The sequence below is a fragment of the Bacillus sp. FJAT-27231 genome (genome assembly GCF_001183975.1).
GTDB classification, from domain to species: domain Bacteria; phylum Bacillota; class Bacilli; order Bacillales; family Domibacillaceae; genus Pseudobacillus; species Pseudobacillus wudalianchiensis.
Genome location: NZ_LFZU01000001.1, coordinates 484,085 through 502,565 on the forward strand (window position 1 = coordinate 484,085; position 18,481 = coordinate 502,565).

Here is an 18,481-nt window from a genome sequence, read left to right on the forward strand (position 1 = left end):
GTGATCCAAGCCATAAGCGGTTTCGTTTTTTTAATTTTTAGCTCCGTTACAGGTGAATATTATTTCTAAATGGTTGATTGGGGCAGAAAGCAAAGTGACTAGAGTGTAAATCAACATTTATTATTACCAGAGTCCTTTTTTAAAATAAAAGATATTGACAGTTTTGGATGAACGTGACATAATCCAAGTAAATTCATGAGAATAATAAATTTAATAACGAGATCTTATCAAGAGCAGGCGGAGGGATGAGCCCTATGAAGCCCGGCAACCGACTTTTTTAAGCACGGTGCTAATTCTCACAGCAGTCATGCTGAAAGATAAGAAGTTGTTTTTTCGAAAACCTCTTCTTATCGAAGAGGTTTTTTGTATAGAAAGGCAGGTTGATAAGAGTTGAGTATAGTGGTGACTCGGATTCATGAGTTGGCAGATATAAAAGAGGAACTGGCAGCACGCGACTGGTTCATGGGAACGAGCGGGAACTTGGCCATTAAAGTACAGGGTGAGCCGCTCCAATTTCTCGTAACGGCTAGCGGAAAAGATAAACGAAAAAAGACAAATGAAGATTTTTTGCTTGTTGATCAGGACGGAAATCCTGTAGGAGAAACGAATGTTAAGCCTTCTGCCGAGACTCTTCTCCATTGTGAAATCTATGGCAGGTCGAATGCGGGCTGCAGCCTTCACGTTCATACGATAGCGAACAACGTGATTTCGGAAATTTATGGCGATGAAGGAAAAGTTGTATTTAAAGGACAGGAACTGATTAAAGCTTTCGGCCGCTGGGAAGAAGATGCCGAGTGGGAAATTCCGATCATTCCTAATCACGCTGATATTCCAAAACTAGCAGCCGCTTTAGCCCCGTTTGTAGAAGAAGATAAGGGAGCCGTTCTCATCCGCAATCATGGAATCACAGCTTGGGGAAAGAACGCCTTTGAGGCTAAAAAAGTACTTGAAGCATGTGAGTTCTTGTTTCAATACGAGCTGGCGCTTCTGCAGGCAAAGGCAAATTTACAAATCATTAGGCAGAAATAATAGTAGACATAAAGAAATGGCGGGGGACAAATTGATTAAAAGAATGGAACATGTCGGAATCATGGTGAAGAACTTAGAAAAGTCCATTTCATTTTACACAGACATTATCGGTTTTCAGCTTTTGGGCCGCTTGGATCATCCGAACGGTCAAATTAAAATAGCCTTTATCGGAACAGAAGATAAAGAAGGAACCCAGATCGAACTGTTGGAAGGATATAATGATTCATTGCCTGTGGAAGGGAAAGTTCATCATCTTGCTTTAAAAGTGGAGGGCATTGAAAGTGAGATTGCAAGGTTGAAAGAGGCTGGTGTTCGTTTCATTGATAAAGAAATTACAACGCTGCCAAACGGCTCTCGTTACATGTTCTTTGAAGGACCGGATGGCGAATGGCTCGAATTGTTTGAAACTAATTAATTTACAGAAAGTAATAGGGGGATTTTTAAGATGATAAAGATAGCTAAAAAGTTAGCAGTATCAGGTTTAGCTTTAACATTGTTGCTGACGGGGTGTTCAACAGGCGAAAAAACGGCCTCCTCAGATGAAAAGAAACCAGGGAAAATTGAAAATGTGCCTGAACGATTCGCAAACGGAGAAGAAGTGAAAGTAAAAGTCATCCGGAAAATTGGCGGTGACGATCATACAGCTCAATTTTTAGCGGGTGCGAAAAAAGAGGGCGAAGATCTTGGATTTAAGGTGGATATCTTTACAGCGAACGGTGATACGGCTAAATTTCACGATGCCATTGAACAAGCTGCTAACCAAGATTATGACGGAGTGATTATCTCTCATGGGGACGATGCTGCAACTGTTGATGCGGTGAAAAAATTGAGAGAAAAAGATAAGAGTGTTGTTACGTTTGACTCGGTTGAGGATTTAAAACAAGTGGATGGTGTAACCTTAACATCTCAAGATGATAAAGCATTGGCTACCTTAAGCTTAGATCAATTAGTGAAGGATTTTAACGGGAAAGCCAACATTGCTTACCTTTGGGTAGATGGCTTCCCGCCAATGGTTCGCCGTAATGCGGTATATGAGGAAACATTAAAGAACAATCCGGGCATCAAAGAAGTGGAACGATTTGGTGTGGCCGCTGCTGATACGTCCGTTCAAACACAAAACGCGGTTCAGGCAATGTTGAAAAAGTATCCGAAAGGCAAGCTAGATGCGATTTATGCAACATGGGATGCCTTTGCTATCGGAGCAGCTCGTGCGATTAAAGAAGCAGGCCGTGATGAAGTGAAAATTTACGGAATTGATGTATCGAATGCAGATTTACAATTAATGCAGGAAAAAGGCAGTTCATGGAAGTACACAGCAGCAGTTGACCCGTCACTAATCGGGAAAATTGATATGAGAATTTTAGCAAAGAAATTGGCGGGAGAAGACACACCGCAAGAATATGCATTAGATGCAAGCTTAATCTCGCAAAAGGAATTATCTTCATCTAAAGAGCCGGTGAATATGGAGAGCTTAAAGAGCGTCGTGCCTAACTGGGGGAAATCAGCTGAGTTTGAAGAGGATTGGATGAAAACGTTGAAAGAACACTATTGAGAAGAGAGAGCATTCGCTTGATTTCTAGCGGATGCTTCCGTTTTTCTTCATGGCCATACCCATTTTATGAGAAGGGAACGAGTACGATGATTGAAATGAGAAATATCTCGATTGATTTCCCAGGGGTGGCGGCTTTAAAGAATGTGAATTTTCATGTGGAGAAGGGAAAAATTCATGCTCTGATTGGTGCCAACGGAGCGGGAAAATCCACATTAATGAAAGTGCTATCCGGAGCTTATGATCATTATCGAGGGGGCATTTATTTTCACGGGAAGGAAGCGGCTATCCGTTCTCCGAAAGAGGCGAAGCAATTAGGGATTCAAATGGTGTATCAAGAAGTGGATACGGCTCTTATTCCTTACTTAACTGTTGGTGAAAATATTATGCTCGAGAAAATGATTCACAGCATGGGGAAGAAGCAGCTAGTCAATTGGAAATCGCTTCACCGGCAGGCGGCGGATATTCTAGCGAGTTTGCATGTGGCTATTTCGACCCACAAGCGGGTGGATGAACTGACCCTGGCAGAAAAGCAAATGGTATTAATTGCCAGAGCGATTTCTGATCAATGTAAATGTTTGATATTGGATGAGCCGACAGCGCCATTAAGCCAGACGGAAACAGAAGAGCTGTTTCGGCTCATCCGTCTGCTAAAAGAAAAGGAAGTAGCCGTTATTTTTATCTCTCACCGATTGCCGGAGCTGTTTGCTATTTGCGAAGAGATCACGGTGATGAGAAACGGTGAGTTAGTCATGAAAGAAGAGACATCATGTACTTCTCCTAATGACGTCATTACCCAAATGCTTGGAAAAACATTAGACGAACAATATCCCCCTCATCAAGCTTCGATCGGAGACACGATTCTTGAGGTAAAGGGCCTGTCGGATGCGGGGATCGTAAAAAATTTGAACATACAAGTGAAAAAAGGCGAAATCGTGGGAATCGCCGGTCTTGTCGGTGCGGGCAAAACAGAAATTTGCCAGGCGCTATTCGGCGCTTCTTCACAAACAGCCGGTGAGATGATCGTTCATGGAAAAAAGGTGAACATCGCTTCTCCGTCTGATGCTGTACGACACGGAATTGTCCTCGTTCCGGAAGAAAGAAGAAAAGGGGGCATGGTCGTTTCTGAATCGGTGACGACCAATTTAACCGTTTCGAATATGAAACGATTTTCAAAGTTTTTCAGCTTAATTGATTTTAAGAAAGAGAAAAGAGAAGCAGAGAACATGGTGCAGAGGCTTGGGATCGTGACCCCATCTACAGAAGCAAAAGTGGCCAATTTATCGGGTGGAAACCAGCAAAAGGTTGTCATCGGCAAATGGTTAATGGGAGAAGCCGATATTTATATTTTTGATGAGCCGACAAAAGGGGTCGACGTTGGAGCGAAGCGAGAGATTTTTGGATTAATCACGGAGCTTGCTAAGCAAGGAAAAGGCGTCATCTATGCTTCAAGCGAGCTAGCCGATATTTTAGGCATGACCAATCGTGTCTATGTAGTGTATGACGGCGAGGTAGTGAAAGAGATGGAAACGGGTTCTGCGAACGAAGCCGAAATTTTATATTACTCAACAGGAGGAAGATAAATGGCTACAGAACAGACTATCGTAGTGAACAAGCAGCCTGTGAAAAAGCCTTTTCAGCTGTTTGACTGGTTATATAAGTACGGCACCATTGTAACGATCGGGATTTTGATCGCTGTTTTTACATGGGCCAATCCAGCCTTTATCGAAGGGGAAAATATCATCAACATTTTGCGGTCGATTTCGATTGTGACGATCATTGCGATTGGCGTGACCATCTCTCTATCTATCAATGGATTTGATCTTTCTGTCGGCTCGACTGCTTCTTTGGCAAATGCGATTGTGATTTCGATGTTCGTTTGGTATTCCCAGAATATCGTTGTGGCATTAGCTGCTGCATTAGCTGCTGCACTCGTTGTGGGGGCAGTGAATTCTTTGTTAATTGTGAAGTTTAAAATTCCAGATATGCTTACCACTTTAGCAATGATGTTCATTATTCAAGGAGTTGCTCTTACTTATACAAAAGGAGCTACGATCACACAAAACATGGTTATGCCAGATGGCACCTTCGCAATGGGAACGATTAGCCCGGTATTTGAAAAAATCGGCCAGGTGCCTTGGATCATTATCGTCATGGTCGTGGCGGTTATCCTTGTTCATATCTTCTTATCTTATACAAAGCATGGAAGATACATGTATATCATTGGTGGCAATCAGGAAGCGGCCAGGTTATCTGGAATTTCTGTTAATAAGTACAAAATGATCGCTTATTTGCTTTCAGCTGTTTGTGCAGCGATCGGAGGAACGGTGCTTGCTGCAAGGTTAATGACGGCAGAAATCAATGCAGGGGCTCCCTACTTAATGGACGCTGTAGCAGCTGCCTTTATCGGATTCGCAGTCTTCGGAGCAGGCAAGCCAAATGCGATCGGCACGTTTATTGGAGCTGTATTGATCGGAATTTTACAAAACGGTCTTGTGATGATGTCTGTTCCTTACTATGCAATGGACATCGTGAAAGGAGCCGTTTTAGCCTTTGCCCTTGGGTTGACTTATTATAAGCAAAAATAATGGAGGGGACTCACTTGAAAGATTTTACTTCAGCTTATTTTACGATGAATGAAGCGGATGTCGTGGAGTATGTGCAGAACAGATTGAGTGTTTTTAATGATGCTGCTGATTTGGAATGCCGTGAAATCGGGGATGGAAATTTAAATTATGTATTTAAAGTCGTTGATCGTAAAAGCGGCGAGTCCATTATTATTAAGCAGGCAGGACCTGTAGCCCGTATTTCAGATGCGTTTAAGGTGTCTCCAGACCGCAATCGAATTGAAAGTGAAATATTAGCATTACAAGGTGAACTGGCTCCTGGCTTTGTGCCAAAAGTGTATGCTTATGATCCGGTGATGAACTGCTGTGTGATGGATGATTTATCTGACCATGAAATTATGCGTTCAGCTCTCTTAAACTATAAAAAATTCCCGTTATTTGCTGATCATATTACGACCTTTCTTGCTCGTACTTTGCTGCTTACGTCAGATGTTGTCATGGGGCATAAAGAGAAGAAAGAGAGGGTCCAGCAATTTACGAACCCGGAGCTTTGTGAAATCACTGAAGATTTAGTTTATACAGAGCCGTTTTATGATTGCGAGCAAAATGACGTATTTGAAGGAACGAAAGAGTTTGCGCGTGAAGTAATTTGGAATGATGAAAAGCTTAAGCTGGAAACAGCAAAGCTGAAATTTGATTTTATGACGAAGGCCCAGTCTTTACTTCATGGCGATCTTCATACCGGTTCGATTTTTATAAAAGAAGATTCGACTAAAATCATCGACCCTGAGTTCGCCTTTTATGGCCCAGCTGGCTATGATATCGGGAATGTAGTGGCAAATCTGATCTTTGCTTATGTTCATGCTCACTATACAATAGAAGAAACAGAAGCAAGAGCAGATTATCTGCCATATTTAGAAGAGACAATCGTTCAAGTGGTTGAACTGTTTTCAGAGAAGTTTCTGCAGTTATGGAATGAGACGGCAACAGAACAGACAGCCACTCTTCCAAAATTTAAAGAGTGGTATTTAGAGTCTATTCTTGAAGATACAGCGGCTGTTACCGGGTTAGAATTGTGCCGCAGAGTTATCGGGATTGCCCACGTGAAGGACTTGACGTCGATTTCCGATGCGGAAAACCGGACAGCGGCCGAAAAAATTTGTTTAACAGCCGGAAAAACGTTTATTTTGGAACGGACAAGTATTCGAACAGGCGATGATTTTGTAAAGGTACTGCGCCGAAGTGTGAATCAGTTTAGTAAAGGGGAAATCAACGATGACAACACCAATAGCAGCCATTCAATCAGTACGGCTCGATGATGAAAATGATGTTCTCGTTCTTCTCGACCAAACCTTGCTGCCAAATGAAAAAGTCTTTTTACAACTTTCAACAGTAGAAGAGGTGTGGGATGCCATCTATCATTTAAAAGTGAGAGGAGCACCTGCTATCGGAATAGCGGCAGCTTACGGCATTTATTTAGGTGTGAAGCAGGTAAAAGCGGATACTTACGTGAAATTAGCGGCTGAATTTGAAAAAATTAAGCACTATTTAGCGTCCTCCCGTCCGACAGCTGTTAATCTCTTTTGGGCATTGAAGCGAATGGAAGATCGCCTGAAACAGGAAGCAGATAAGAGTATCGCTGAGATTAAGCAAGCGCTGAAGGAAGAAGCAGAAACGATTCGTGAAGAGGACGAACAAGTTTGCCTGGCGATTGGGGAACATGCGCTTTCCCTGCTGAAACCCGGCTGGGGGCTTCTAACGCATTGCAATGCCGGCACAATTGCCACAGCGAAATATGGCACAGCTTTAGCTCCTATCTATTTAGGGCAAGAGCGGGATTATCATTTCAGCGTATATGCTGACGAGACAAGGCCTCTTCTGCAGGGAGCGCGTCTGACTGCGTGGGAACTCCAGGAAGCGGGTGTTGATGTCACGCTTATTTGCGATAATATGGCGTCTATCGTAATGAAAGAAGGCAAGGTGCAAGCTGTATTGGTTGGATGTGACCGTGTAGCGGCAAATGGGGACACGGCTAATAAAATTGGAACTTCAGGCTTAGCGGTACTCGCAAAGCATTACGGAATTCCTTTTTACGTGTGTGCTCCGCTGTCGACAATTGATCTAGAGTGCGCATCAGGTGACGATATTCCAATCGAATTGAGAAAGTCGGAAGAAGTCAGCACCCAATGGTATGAAAAATCGATGGCTCCAGCAAACGTGAAAGTGTACAACCCAGCTTTTGACGTAACTGATCATGAGCTCATTACAGCCATTGTGACAGAAAAGGGAATTGCTTACGCTCCTTTTGAAAAGAGCTTAGCTGAATTGATGGGAAAAGAAGGATAAAAGAAAAAGGCGGACCTATGCAGGTTCGCTTTTTTCTGCGTTTAGGAGGTGTTTCTGGATAAATGGGTCGTCATTTTTATAAAGGATGCATTATTCCGGATAACTGGCTCTTAACTCCAGATAAATCATGAAACCTTCCAGATATATAGTGCATCACTCCGGATAAGCAGGAAAAGCCTGTCACTTTCAGTTGTTAGGAAAACGATAAAAGAGCAAAAAGCTGCACGAGGTCCTACTTATAGGCGGATAAATAGAATTTATTTAGCTGAAACTAATAAAATAGTCAATCGGTTTCTAAGAAATAGAAGAAAAGATGGTGATCATATGCCTTGCTATTCAAGTGATAAACTAAATGCACTCGTAAAAGAAGCAAAGAAATATACAGCACAAGGAAAGGTAGCGGATTACATTCCAGCGCTAAAGAAAGAAAATCCGCACGACCTGTCAGCTGCTATTTTTCACCCTGATGGAAGATGCATTTCTGCAGGAGATGTGGATCAGAAAATCACGCTGCAAAGTATCTCTAAAGTGCTTACTCTCGCCCTTGCTCTCATGGACTATGGAGAAGAACAGGTTTTTGAAAAGGTCGGTTATGAGCCGACCGGCGATCCTTATAATTCCATTGTCAAATTGGAATTATACAATCCTTCCAAGCCGCTTAACCCGATGATTAACGCCGGCGCATTAGCTGTTACAAGCATGATTAAAGGAGAAACAATTGAAAATAGGCTCGAACGCATCTTAAATTTTGTACAAAAATTAGCAGGTCACCGAAAGATCGGTTATTCACAAGAGGTTGCCGATTCAGAGTTCAAGACAGCTTACCTTAATCGGGCACTGTGCTACTTTATGATGGAACATAGAATTATTGAGGAAGAGGTAGAAGGACTTTTAGAGCTTTATACGAAACAATGTGCGATCGAAATGACTTGCTTGGATTTGGCGAGAATCGGGCTGGTGTTCGCCATGGATGGGGCTGATCCTTTTACGAAGGAGCCATTAATCCCGAGAGACATCGTGAGAATATGCAAAACGTTTATGGTGACGTGCGGGATGTACAATGCAGCGGGGGAATTCGCCGTCAGAATCGGCATTCCAGCTAAAAGCGGTGTGTCGGGCGGGATTATGGGCATCGTGCCTAACCGCTTTGGCATTGGTATCTTTGGTCCTGCTCTTGATGAAAAAGGAAATAGCATAGCAGGGTTAAAATTATTAGAGATGCTTTCGGAGAAGTATTCATTGAGTATGTTTTAATTGTTTAATCAAAAAAAGCAGGCACGTGAAAGCTGCCTGCTTCTAGTCATGTCTTTCTTTCTCGCTGTATAAAGGAAGAGGGATCTAAAAATTTCATGCAAGAAAGGCTGCTAGTGAGGAAAGCTTACTTTCTCTCTTGTAAATCTGACACTTATTAACAGCTAAGGCTTTATTCGAAAGTTTTCATATAGTATGATGGTTTTGGGGATAAAGTCTCATTTATGCAGGGGGATTACATAGGGTGAAAAAAAGTATACGGTTTAAAATGGTTAGCATCTTTTCGGCAGTTGTATTGCTAGTATGTTTGATTATTTCTTATCTTAGTTATGTTTCTTCTATCGACCTAGTTGAAGATTCTATGAGCGATACAGCTGGGAATATTGCTAAGCAAGCAACGAAAGTGATTGACGTAAATAAATATGAAAAAGAGATATCAATAGCGTCCGGGGAAAATGCCTACTATAGAGAATTACGTACAGAACTTAATGATATAAGAGAAAAAACTGGATTGACATATCTATATACGATGTCTCGCGAAAAAAATGCTAATGGTTACGACTACTTTTATATGGTGGATGGCATGCCGCTGGGAAATGAGGAAGCCTCGCAGTTAGGTGATAAAGAGGACCCAACTGTTTATCCTAATATTGTAAAAACATTTGAGACGGGGAAGATGCAAGTTGAAATATCAAATACGAAAGAGTACGGGGCGCTGATCACCACGTATGTCCCATTAAAGTCCGCCTCTGGAAAAGTCATCGGAATTGTAGGGGCTGATTTAAATGCTTCTCAAGTTTACACTTCGATGGATACATACAAAAAGAAGATCATCGAGTCTACCCTTATTATTTTAGCCATCACGATCATCCTTGTTTATGTACTGAGTCACTATTTAGTCAAGCCATTAAAGGATTTAACGAATGAAGTAGTGAAAGTGGGAAATGGAGATTTATCTATTACACTTCCATCAGAGCGGAAGGATGAAATTGGTGTTTTAACGACAGCCTTCCAGCAAATGATGAATGATCTAAAGAAAATTATTCAAGGGATCGATGATAATTCGATTAAGTTAGTGGATGCTTCCAATCAGTTAGTAGATGGCACAAATGAGGTAAAAGAAAGCAATCATCAAATTGCCACAACAATGAATGAATTGTCGGGCGGAGCAGATGAGCAAGCTAATTTCGCTAATCAAGTATCTCAATCCATGCAAAGCTTTACTAACCAAGTTCATGAGGCAAGCGATCAGGGGGTGGAGCTTAACCGTTCTTCCCATGAGGTGATAGAATTAACTGCTAATGGCTATTCTTTAATGAATGAATCTGAAAAGCAAATGGAGACGATCCATCAAGGGGTAATGGAATCAATTGAGAAAGTGAAGGGATTAGACCTGCAATCAAAAGAAATCTCTAAGCTCGTTCAAGTAATTCAACAAATTGCTGATCAAACTAACCTGCTGGCACTAAATGCTGCAATAGAAGCAGCGCGTGCAGGGGAACATGGGAAAGGCTTCTCTGTTGTAGCCGAAGAAGTCCGGAAGCTAGCGGAGCAGGTATCAGGCTCTATCGGCAGCATTATTGGGATTGTGGAAGATTTGCAACAGGAATCTAATGAAACAGTCGTAGCTTTACAGCATAGCTATGAACAGGTAGCGCAAGGAACAGAAAAGATTAAGACGACAGGGGAAACATTTCATATCATTAATCAATCTGTACTGAATATGCAAGGGCAAATACAACATATTTCAAGTAATTTAAATGCCATTCTTAAACAAAGCGAGGATATTAATCATTCCCTGGAAGGCGTTGCCTCGATAGCAGAAGAATCCTCTGCGGGAATTGAACAAACGTCGGCTTCTGTTCAACAATCTACTAGTATTATGGATGAAATTGTTATAAGCTCCGAATCGGTTGCCAAATTAGCGGAGGAACTCAATCGATCCGTTGAGCATTTTAAATTAAATTAAAAGTACGATATCCATTATGGTGAGTAAAGAGGAGTCTAAAAGGGCTCCCCTCTACTCAAATGGAGACTTGTTGATTACCATCTTTGTGCTTCTAACGGCGTCAGAGCCCGAGACTGGTCAATATAAATAAAAGCATCATAGCGGTGGCTAATTTTAGAAGGAACGTAATTGCCGTAGACTTCATATTCAGGGTGATAAACAACGCCAATAGCTCTATGGCCGATCCAGCTGTCAAATAAGTGACGATTCTGTTCGTTAAACATCAAAAATTTGTTAAAGGGACCTGCTTGGTGAAGAAGGTCTTCCCATGAATCTCTTTGAGCAGGCGGAACCTCCATCTTTTCATAGGACAAGCCCCATTCTTCGGCCGCGATGACGGTTCCCCGATGAGTGCCAAACCCAATTGCATAGACATCTTCCGGCCGATTTTGCTCGCGGATCAGCTGGCCGACGTTGATCATATTTTCGTTTTTCATGTCAGTGGCAGAAGCATCCCCGATATGGGTATTATGCTCCCAAACGAGAATTTTGGCTTCTTTGCCATAATAATTTCGTAATTCATTGATCGTCTCTACCATATGCTCATCACGAATATTCCAAGAAAGCGCATCGTTTCGTACCATCGCCCGGTAGTATTCTTCCGCATTTTTTGCGACGAGTGCGTTCACTTTTAAGTTAAGGTCAGCTTCCTCTTCTCCTTTATAATGTTCTTCATGCGTCCGAATAGAAGCGAGCAGCTTTGATACCTCATCTACACAAACATCGGAAATATTCAGCGTAGAAATCGCATAGTTTTCTGGCTGGCGGTTGAAAGGCTCAAAGCAGGAAAAAGCTTTTCTTGCTAATGCCAGATCAACGCCTGTTGATTTTGTCTGCGATAAGTAACGGAGCACTTCCTCCATTGACTCCCACAAACTATAGACATCTATGCCGTAAAAGCCTGCTTTTTGCTCCGGTGCCTTCTTTTCATTATAAGCGTGCAGCCATTCAATGAGAGACGCTATTTCTTTATTAGCCCACATCCAAGTGGGCCAGCGGTTAAAGGCTTGTAATACATCTTCTGTTTTCTTCGTCTCTTTGTCATACCCTTTAATGTAGCGGTTTACTTGTTGGGCTGAAGGCCAATCCCCTTCAACGGCAATGACCGAAAACCCTTTTTCTGCAATAAGCCTTTTAGAAAGAGCTGCTCGTACAGAGTAAAATTCAGAGGTGCCATGGCTCGCTTCTCCTAAAAGAACGATCTTCGCCTCTCCAATTTCGTCGACAAGCCTCGATAAATCCTCATTCGTTTCAAAAGGAATCGCATGGCTTTTTATAGCGCTGGCAAGAATTTGATCCATCATGAAAGCTCCTTTTCTTTTTTACTCTGTTACACTTGGTTGTCAACTTTCACTGCAATCAAGAATTGAAACATAACATTCATTTTTTAGAAAGCCTTCTTCCTAAGTCAGCGGTGGGCTGTTTTATTTATTATGCGCTGATATAGGAACAGTACCCGCTATAAGATAAAAGTGAACAATGAGATAAATGAATTGAGTTTTTTTACATGAAAGCCATTGCAGGTAAAAAAACTTTGATATAATGCTTTGTATATTTCGAAGAAACGTAACAGAGGTGCTCTAATGAAGAAAACAATTGGTATATTTGCACACGTAGATGCTGGTAAGACAACCTTTTCTGAACAGCTTCTCTATCATACAAACAGCATTAAGCAAAGAGGAAGAGTGGATCATCAAGATGCTTTTCTCGACAGCCATGAGATCGAGAGGCAAAGAGGCATTACTGTATTTGCTGATCAGGGAAGGATGTCTTATGGCGAATCCACTTATTATTTAATCGACAATCCAGGTCACGTCGATTTTTCTTCAGAGATGGAACGTTCTATTCAAGTATTAGACTACGCCATTATTATCATCAGTGCTGTCGAAGGAGTGGAAGGCCATACAGAGACCGTTTGGCAGCTGCTAAGCAAGCATCATATTCCCGTATTCTTTTTTATTAATAAAATAGATCGTACCGGCGCAGACGTGGAACGAGTATTGGAAGAGATTCGGACAGATTTAGCAGAGGATGCCTTTGATATAACGGAAGCTTTTAACGAGGGAGAAATGAGCGAAGATTTAGTTGAATTTGTAGCTGAGCAGGATGAGGCCCTATTAGAACAATATTTAGAAAGCGGCTATGAAAAAGAGCTTTGGCTGGATACGATGATTCAATTAATTATGGAAAGAAAAATATTTCCGTGTGCCAGCGGTTCAGCGCTTCAGGACATTGGTGTACAGGCTTTTCTTGATAAGCTGGATCAATTGACAGTGACCGATTACTCCAAAGACGAGCCTTTTTCTGGACGCATTTATAAAGTACAGCACGATCAAAATGGAACAAGGATTGCTTTCATTAAGGCAATCAGCGGTACATTGCGTGTCCGCGAAGAAATCAAATATGGGGATGATCTGACAGAAAAGGTCACACAAATACGACACTACAATGGAAGCAAGTTCAAGACAACTGACCATGCTGAGGCAGGTGAGCTATTTGCGGTAACCGGATTGTCGAAAGCATGTGCCGGCGATGGTGTAGGCCTATTAAAACAGAAGACCGCATACGAAATGGTGCCAACGTTAAAGTCGAAAGTTATGGCCGATTCTTCTGTTCATATAAAAGAGGTTTTACGATGCTTTCATATGCTAGATATAGAAGATCCTTCTTTGAATGTCATCTGGGAAGAAAGTCTGCAGGAAATCCACATTCATGTAATGGGTGCTATTCAATTAGAAATATTAAAACAAGTCGTCCAGGAGCGTTTTCGCTTTGATGTTTGTTTCGGCGACCCGGAAATCATTTATAAGGAAACGATTCAGAAGACGGTTACCGGCTACGGACATTTTGAGCCGTTAGGGCATTATGCTGAGGTGCATTTAAAATTAGATCCTGCGGAAAGAAATAGCGGCATTTCATTTGAAAGTGACTGTCATGTGAATGATCTGACGATAGGGAACCAAAATTTAGTCCGCCATCATCTCTTTGAGAAAGAACATAACGGCTTGCTGACGGGTTCTGCATTAACAGATGTCAACATCACACTTTTGACGGGCCGTGCCCATAACAAGCATACCTCCGGCGGTGACTTTAGAGAAGCGGCTTACCGGGCATTAAGACAAGGGCTGGAAAAAGCGGAGAACATGTTGCTCGAGCCGTATTATCAGTTCAAAATTAAAGTAGAACTAGACCAGATGGGAAAAGTATTGGCCGATATTCAAACGGCATACGGCCATTTTGATCCGCCAAAAACAGAAGGCGACAAAGCGATTATAACCGGTAAAGTACCAGTGGCCACCTTTATGAATTACAGCACGGAGCTTGCTGCTTTCACTCAAGGAAGAGGAATGATCAATCTGGTGTTTGGAGGGTACGACCGTTGTCACAATGAACAAGAAGTGGTCGAAAGGATTGGCTACAATAAGGATGCAGACCCCGAGTACAGTTCCTCCTCTATCTTTTGTTCGAAGGGACACGGTTATACGGTGGCCTGGGATGAAGCAGAAGCTAAAATGCATTGTCTCTGATCACGGCGGTTTAAAAAAGAACAAAAAGGAAAGAGTAGGTAAGGAAAGAGAACAATAACAGCGGGAGTGACGGTATGAAAGGGAAAATGGCAGACTTAGGCTACAGGGAGTTTGAATTGGAAATATCCTATGAAGGCGGCAAAGAGTACGAGGCAGAGATTGAACGGAATGAAAAAGGTGCCATTGAGGTAAAAATTGAAGACGAATTAAATGGAGTGGAGATTGAGGGTACAGAAGCCTTTAAACTTCTGTACCCGCGACTGAAAAGGATGGCTATTAAGCGTAAAACTCCTAAACGACAAGCGATTAGAAAAGCTCTTCAAGCATTCCATTTGCCGGCCAATTATAAAAAAATCGAAATTGAAATCATGTTTAAAGATGGTTCAAAACTTGAATTTGAGGATAAGAAGTAAAAGGTTTGCCTGATCTACAGATACGGAAAAGCCCTTTCGTCATTGAAAGGGCTTTTTAGTATAGGTTTTACCCGCCTAATGTTTCAACTAATAAGAAGAGGTTCAGCATAATAACGAGTATAGCAATCGCCCAGGCAGCAACAGTAGTAGCTTTATGGTTAACAAGTCCGCCCATGATGGTTCGATTGCTCGTAAACATAATGAGCGGGATGAGCGCAAAGGCAATTCCGAATGAAAGAATGACCTGGCTCATAACGAGAGCTCCTGTAGGGTTTACACCCGATATAATGATGGCGAGCGGGGGAATGACTGTAATGAATCTTCGCAGGTAAAGGTTAATGTGCCTGCGAATAAACCCCTGCATGACAACATCCCCAGTTAATGTACCAACTGCCGAGCTCGACAAACCGGCGATTAATAATCCGAGTCCGAAAGAAATAGCAGCGGCTGGACCGATATAATCATGAAAGCCATGGAATGCCACATCTAAATCTTCTACAACCATTCCTTTTTTAGAAAATAAGGCGGCAGCGACGATCAACATACACATGTTAATCGCTCCGGCAATGATCATTGCAATCACAATATCAATGAACTCAAATTTAAATATTTTCCGTTTTTCTTCTTCATTTCTGCCGACGATCCGACTTTGTGTCAGTGAAGAGTGAAGATAAATAGCATGTGGCATAACAGTAGCACCAAGAATACCGGCAGCGAGTACAATCGAATTTACGTCTTCAAACTTAGGTACGAGCATGCCGCCTAACACTTCGCTTATATCCGGCTTAGCCAAAAACGTTTGAAAAGCAAAGGCGAGCACAACCATCATCACCATCGCAGCAATGCCCGTCTCGAGCGGCCGGTATCCCCGGCGCTGCAATTCCAATATAGCAAAGGACCCTGCTGCTGTAATGAGTGCTGCTGGCACCATTGGAATATCAAAAAGCAAATACAAGCCTAACGCGGCACCGATAAATTCAGCAAGATCGGTGGCAATGATGACAAGTTCACTTTGGATCCATAAAAAAATCGATACTCCCTTTGGAAAGCGGTCACGCGCGACTTCAGGCAAGTTTTTTCCAGTAGCAATCCCCAGTTTAGCCGATAATGACTGAATGAGAACAGCCATTAAATTGGAAACAGCAATAACCCATAAAAGCAGATAGCCGTATTTGGAACCCGCTGTAATGTTCGTCGCAAAGTTTCCTGGATCGATATAAGCAACAGCGGCAATAAAAGCTGGACCGAGGAAGGGGAGTATTTTTCGAATGCCTTTCGCTTCACCCCGTAGTACAGCTTCGGCAGATAGAGTTGTTTTATTTACTTTCGTCTCGTTGTCTTTGTAAGTCAATTTATCTTTCCTCCCTGCCTAATTGTAAGTACATGCCAATAAAGTTTCCTTAGGTAAAAATCTTATGATTATTTTATGCAATAAATTAAGAAATGTAAATTATTTTATTTGCAAATCGTTAGTCAAAGCTGCAGTGAAAAAGAAATGGCCATGGAATAGATACCCGTTAGTTCAAAATCGTAAGCTAAAGCCGACCGGCAACTGGTTGGAGTGTGTTATCCAGACTTAGCGATTTCACAATAAATCATGAAGGGTTGTATTTGCCTCATTTGTATAAATAAAAATAACCAGTCGCTGGTACGATACCGGCAACTGGCTATTTAGAAAAAGAGAGTTCCTCTTGCGAAGGGGTCTCTTACTTTTATTTAGAGAGTTCCTTTTATAACCTTAAATGAGGAAGGATTGATTTTACAGTAGAGAGTGCTCGTACACTCTTTCCATTTGCGGAAGGATTACCTGTAAATCATAGTTTTTGGAAAGTTCCTTGCTTTTCTTCCCCATTGTGGCTTTCAGAAAAGGATCATCAATTAATTTAGAAATAGAAGAAGCTGTACTAGTAATGTCGTTTACGGGCACTAAAAAACCATTGGACTCATGTAAAACTAAGTCTCTGTTTCCGCGTATGTCCGTAGCGATGATAGGCTTTTTGGCAGCTAGACCCTCCATGATAGCCTTTGGTAAGCCTTCGCGCTTTGACAGGAGACACAAAACATCTGATGAAATCAACAGCTCTGGAATATCTCGACGAAAGCCGCAAAACTTAATTCTCTCCTCCAAAAGCAGTTTGGAGGCCTTTTTTCTTAATTTTGTTTCACCTCTTCCTTCTCCTACAATAAGACACTTTAGGAAGGGGTAGCGGTCTTTTAGACTTTCAATCGCCCGGAGAAGCTGGATTTGGTTTTTGTTTTTGTTAATCTCTGCCACGCAAATTAGCACAAAATCCTGATCAGCAAAGCCAAGCTCTATGCGCTTTTCCTTTCTTATATCCGATTCATTCTGGAATTGAAAGGCGCTTGTATCCATCCCAACCCCGGGAATGTAAAGTACTTGTTTTTTTACAGGGAAACAGCGAGCGCGGTTAAAGTCTTCTTTGTTAATAGTAATTAATGAGTCAGTCATTTTTGCAAAGTATTTTTCAATCGGATAAAACAACCAATTGAACACTTTTCCGCCTTTATAAAAGTGAAAGCCGTGTGCTGTATAAATAATGCTGGGCACCGTTGTTTTCCAGGCGGCAAGCCGGCCAAGTATACCGCCTACGGGAGTATGAACGTGCACCATTTGGTAGTTTTGTTGTTTTAATAATTGATAAAGGCGATGCAAGGCAGATACGTTAGATGGATGAAATGGATTTCTATGAAAAGCAATATCGTGGCAGGGAATCTTTTCTCTTACTAAACCGTCTTTGCCATGATCTGGGCGGGAGATAGCATGCACTTCGTAGCCTTTTTCCTTTAAAAGATGGATAAATGGCAGATGGAATGCCTCTAAGTGCCGGTAAACAGTAGCAATAAAGGCTATCTTTTTAGGTTGATTTAACATACTATCTCCCCCCGTCAATCTGATGATATTCTGTTCATTCATAATTCGCTGCTTTGGATTTGTATAATTGACCAGCACGGATGTATTCTGGTTTGTTTTTCCATTTTAAATGGGAATAGAGAATAATGAGTTTGCCTAGTAAACTTTTTCCTGCGTAGGATTTAAACTCATCCGCTTCAAATCCACCAAAGCCTTTTTTAAATCGGTTAATACCTTGGCCTTCCTTGTCATTCGAATCAAGGGACAAGCCGCAAAAGTCGTACCATCTGCCGCCTTTTTCTTTAAAGGAAAGGATGGCTTTCCAATGCAGAAGGCGATTAGCACGCCCAATTAAGTTTCGTTCAGAAGAATCCTTATCTGCTCGCAAAGAAGCAGAATAGAGCATGATGGCCCTTTGCCCATCAAAAATATAACCATGATAACAGAGTGGTTTATTCTCATGCTTTACCGCGGCAATGACGAAAGAATTTTTATCACGCAGTGCTTGGAGTTTATCGGGAAGACAAGGAGGAATTTTCTTCGCTTTTGCAAATTTATTAAAAAATTGAGCAAATTCTTTAATGTCTTGGTCAGTAGGATTGCTAAGTTCGGAATAAGTTAATCCTTCTCTGATAGCCCTATTTATTTTGTATCGTGTGTTCTTGTGAAAATCATAAAAAATATCATTTTCTTCCTTCCATAAATCTATAACAAGAGTCCTGAAGGTTCTGTGTAAAATGAAAGGGGTTTTCTCATCAGAAAGTAAGGGTTTTTGCGCTCCAGAAACTTGGAGACAGGAATGAAGGTGAAGATCTCCTGCCTCTACGATAGCTCCTGATTTGTTGCTAAATGTTTCCACAAATTGAAAAAACATGCGCTTATAGAGAATAGTAAGCATTTTGACACTCCTTATATCTTT

At 41.7% G+C, this 18,481-nt stretch carries 15 protein-coding genes, 1 pseudogene and 1 riboswitch; of the genes and pseudogenes, 12 read left to right on the top strand and 4 right to left on the bottom strand.

The window, feature by feature from the left end; genetic code table 11:
- Positions 1 to 221 precede the first annotated feature (221 nt).
- Positions 222 to 324: riboswitch (SAM riboswitch) on the top strand.
- A gap of 66 nt (positions 325 to 390) precedes the next feature.
- The 10 genes and pseudogenes from AC623_RS02280 (at position 391) to AC623_RS22210 (ending at position 10,711) form a co-directional block, all read left to right on the top strand.
- Entirely contained in the window at positions 391 to 1,029 is a 639-nt protein-coding gene (locus AC623_RS02280) for a methylthioribulose 1-phosphate dehydratase (protein WP_049660152.1), read from the top strand.
- Between the two features lie 43 nt (positions 1,030 to 1,072).
- Entirely contained in the window at positions 1,073 to 1,444 is a 372-nt protein-coding gene (locus AC623_RS02285; protein WP_231603578.1) for a VOC family protein, read from the top strand.
- A gap of 39 nt (positions 1,445 to 1,483) precedes the next feature.
- Entirely contained in the window at positions 1,484 to 2,581 is a 1,098-nt protein-coding gene (locus AC623_RS02290) for a sugar ABC transporter substrate-binding protein (RefSeq protein ID WP_442853552.1), read from the top strand.
- Between the two features lie 86 nt (positions 2,582 to 2,667).
- Entirely contained in the window at positions 2,668 to 4,161 is a 1,494-nt protein-coding gene (locus tag AC623_RS02295) for a sugar ABC transporter ATP-binding protein (protein ID WP_049666163.1), read from the top strand.
- Positions 4,162 to 5,166 carry an ABC transporter permease gene (locus AC623_RS02300; protein WP_049660160.1) on the top strand — a complete coding sequence of 335 codons (1,005 nt, stop codon included), beginning with the start codon at positions 4,162 to 4,164 and terminating at the stop codon, positions 5,164 to 5,166.
- 14 nt (positions 5,167 to 5,180) lie between these two features.
- Positions 5,181 to 6,464: an S-methyl-5-thioribose kinase gene (gene mtnK, locus AC623_RS02305; RefSeq protein WP_156186986.1), complete on the top strand. Its 1,284-nt coding sequence runs from the start codon at positions 5,181 to 5,183 to the stop codon at positions 6,462 to 6,464.
- On the top strand, positions 6,421 to 7,491 hold the full coding sequence (mtnA, locus tag AC623_RS02310; protein WP_049660163.1) for an S-methyl-5-thioribose-1-phosphate isomerase: 1,071 nt from the start codon (positions 6,421 to 6,423) through the stop codon (positions 7,489 to 7,491). The genes mtnK and mtnA overlap by 44 nt, the downstream gene beginning before the upstream one ends.
- 324 nt (positions 7,492 to 7,815) lie before the next feature.
- Positions 7,816 to 8,745 carry a glutaminase A gene (glsA, locus tag AC623_RS02315; protein WP_049660165.1) on the top strand — a complete coding sequence of 310 codons (930 nt, stop codon included), beginning with the start codon at positions 7,816 to 7,818 and terminating at the stop codon, positions 8,743 to 8,745.
- A gap of 805 nt (positions 8,746 to 9,550) precedes the next feature.
- A pseudogene (locus AC623_RS22205) lies at positions 9,551 to 9,766 on the top strand (HAMP domain-containing protein); the annotation flags it as partial.
- A gap of 123 nt (positions 9,767 to 9,889) precedes the next feature.
- Positions 9,890 to 10,711: a methyl-accepting chemotaxis protein gene (locus AC623_RS22210; RefSeq protein WP_442853553.1), complete on the top strand. Its 822-nt coding sequence runs from the start codon at positions 9,890 to 9,892 to the stop codon at positions 10,709 to 10,711.
- Positions 10,712 to 10,785: 74 nt separating this feature from the next.
- Here the strand turns inward: AC623_RS22210 and AC623_RS02325 are convergent, their stop codons facing one another.
- The gene (locus tag AC623_RS02325; RefSeq protein WP_049660168.1) at positions 10,786 to 12,051 is read right to left on the bottom strand and encodes an erythromycin esterase family protein; all 1,266 of its coding nucleotides are present in this window, start codon (positions 12,049 to 12,051) and stop codon (positions 10,786 to 10,788) included.
- 282 nt (positions 12,052 to 12,333) lie between these two features.
- Here AC623_RS02325 and AC623_RS02330 point away from each other — a divergent pair, with 282 nt between their 5' ends.
- The gene (locus AC623_RS02330; protein WP_049660171.1) at positions 12,334 to 14,277 is read left to right on the top strand and encodes a GTP-binding protein; all 1,944 of its coding nucleotides are present in this window, start codon (positions 12,334 to 12,336) and stop codon (positions 14,275 to 14,277) included.
- A 74-nt stretch (positions 14,278 to 14,351) separates the two neighbouring features.
- A complete protein-coding gene (locus AC623_RS02335; protein ID WP_049660174.1) occupies positions 14,352 to 14,690 on the top strand; it encodes a YusW family protein in 339 nt (112 codons plus the stop codon).
- Between the two features lie 67 nt (positions 14,691 to 14,757).
- Here the strand turns inward: AC623_RS02335 and AC623_RS02340 are convergent, their stop codons facing one another.
- The 3 genes from AC623_RS02340 to AC623_RS02350 form a co-directional block, all read right to left on the bottom strand.
- Positions 14,758 to 16,041, bottom strand: a complete 1,284-nt coding sequence (locus tag AC623_RS02340; protein ID WP_049660176.1) for an Nramp family divalent metal transporter — start codon at positions 16,039 to 16,041, stop codon at positions 14,758 to 14,760.
- A gap of 408 nt (positions 16,042 to 16,449) precedes the next feature.
- Complete coding sequence (locus tag AC623_RS02345; protein ID WP_049660179.1) at positions 16,450 to 17,583, bottom strand: glycosyltransferase family 4 protein; 1,134 nt, start codon at positions 17,581 to 17,583, stop codon at positions 16,450 to 16,452.
- Between the two features lie 34 nt (positions 17,584 to 17,617).
- On the bottom strand, positions 17,618 to 18,460 hold the full coding sequence (locus AC623_RS02350; protein WP_049660182.1) for a peptidoglycan bridge formation glycyltransferase FemA/FemB family protein: 843 nt from the start codon (positions 18,458 to 18,460) through the stop codon (positions 17,618 to 17,620).
- Positions 18,461 to 18,481: the final 21 nt, after the last annotated feature.

Coding starts and splice junctions, on each gene's coding strand:
- AC623_RS02285 (WP_231603578.1), top strand. CDS start 1,073: ATGGAACATGTCGGAATCATGGTGAAGAACTTAGAAAAGTCCATTTCA.
- AC623_RS02295 (WP_049666163.1), top strand. CDS start 2,668: ATGATTGAAATGAGAAATATCTCGATTGATTTCCCAGGGGTGGCGGCT.
- AC623_RS02300 (WP_049660160.1), top strand. CDS start 4,162: ATGGCTACAGAACAGACTATCGTAGTGAACAAGCAGCCTGTGAAAAAG.
- mtnA (WP_049660163.1), top strand. CDS start 6,421: ATGACAACACCAATAGCAGCCATTCAATCAGTACGGCTCGATGATGAA.
- glsA (WP_049660165.1), top strand. CDS start 7,816: ATGCCTTGCTATTCAAGTGATAAACTAAATGCACTCGTAAAAGAAGCA.
- AC623_RS22210 (WP_442853553.1), top strand. CDS start 9,890: ATGAATGAATTGTCGGGCGGAGCAGATGAGCAAGCTAATTTCGCTAAT.
- AC623_RS02325 (WP_049660168.1), bottom strand. CDS start 12,051: ATGGATCAAATTCTTGCCAGCGCTATAAAAAGCCATGCGATTCCTTTT.
- AC623_RS02330 (WP_049660171.1), top strand. CDS start 12,334: ATGAAGAAAACAATTGGTATATTTGCACACGTAGATGCTGGTAAGACA.
- AC623_RS02335 (WP_049660174.1), top strand. CDS start 14,352: ATGAAAGGGAAAATGGCAGACTTAGGCTACAGGGAGTTTGAATTGGAA.
- AC623_RS02345 (WP_049660179.1), bottom strand. CDS start 17,583: ATGTTAAATCAACCTAAAAAGATAGCCTTTATTGCTACTGTTTACCGG.
- AC623_RS02350 (WP_049660182.1), bottom strand. CDS start 18,460: ATGCTTACTATTCTCTATAAGCGCATGTTTTTTCAATTTGTGGAAACA.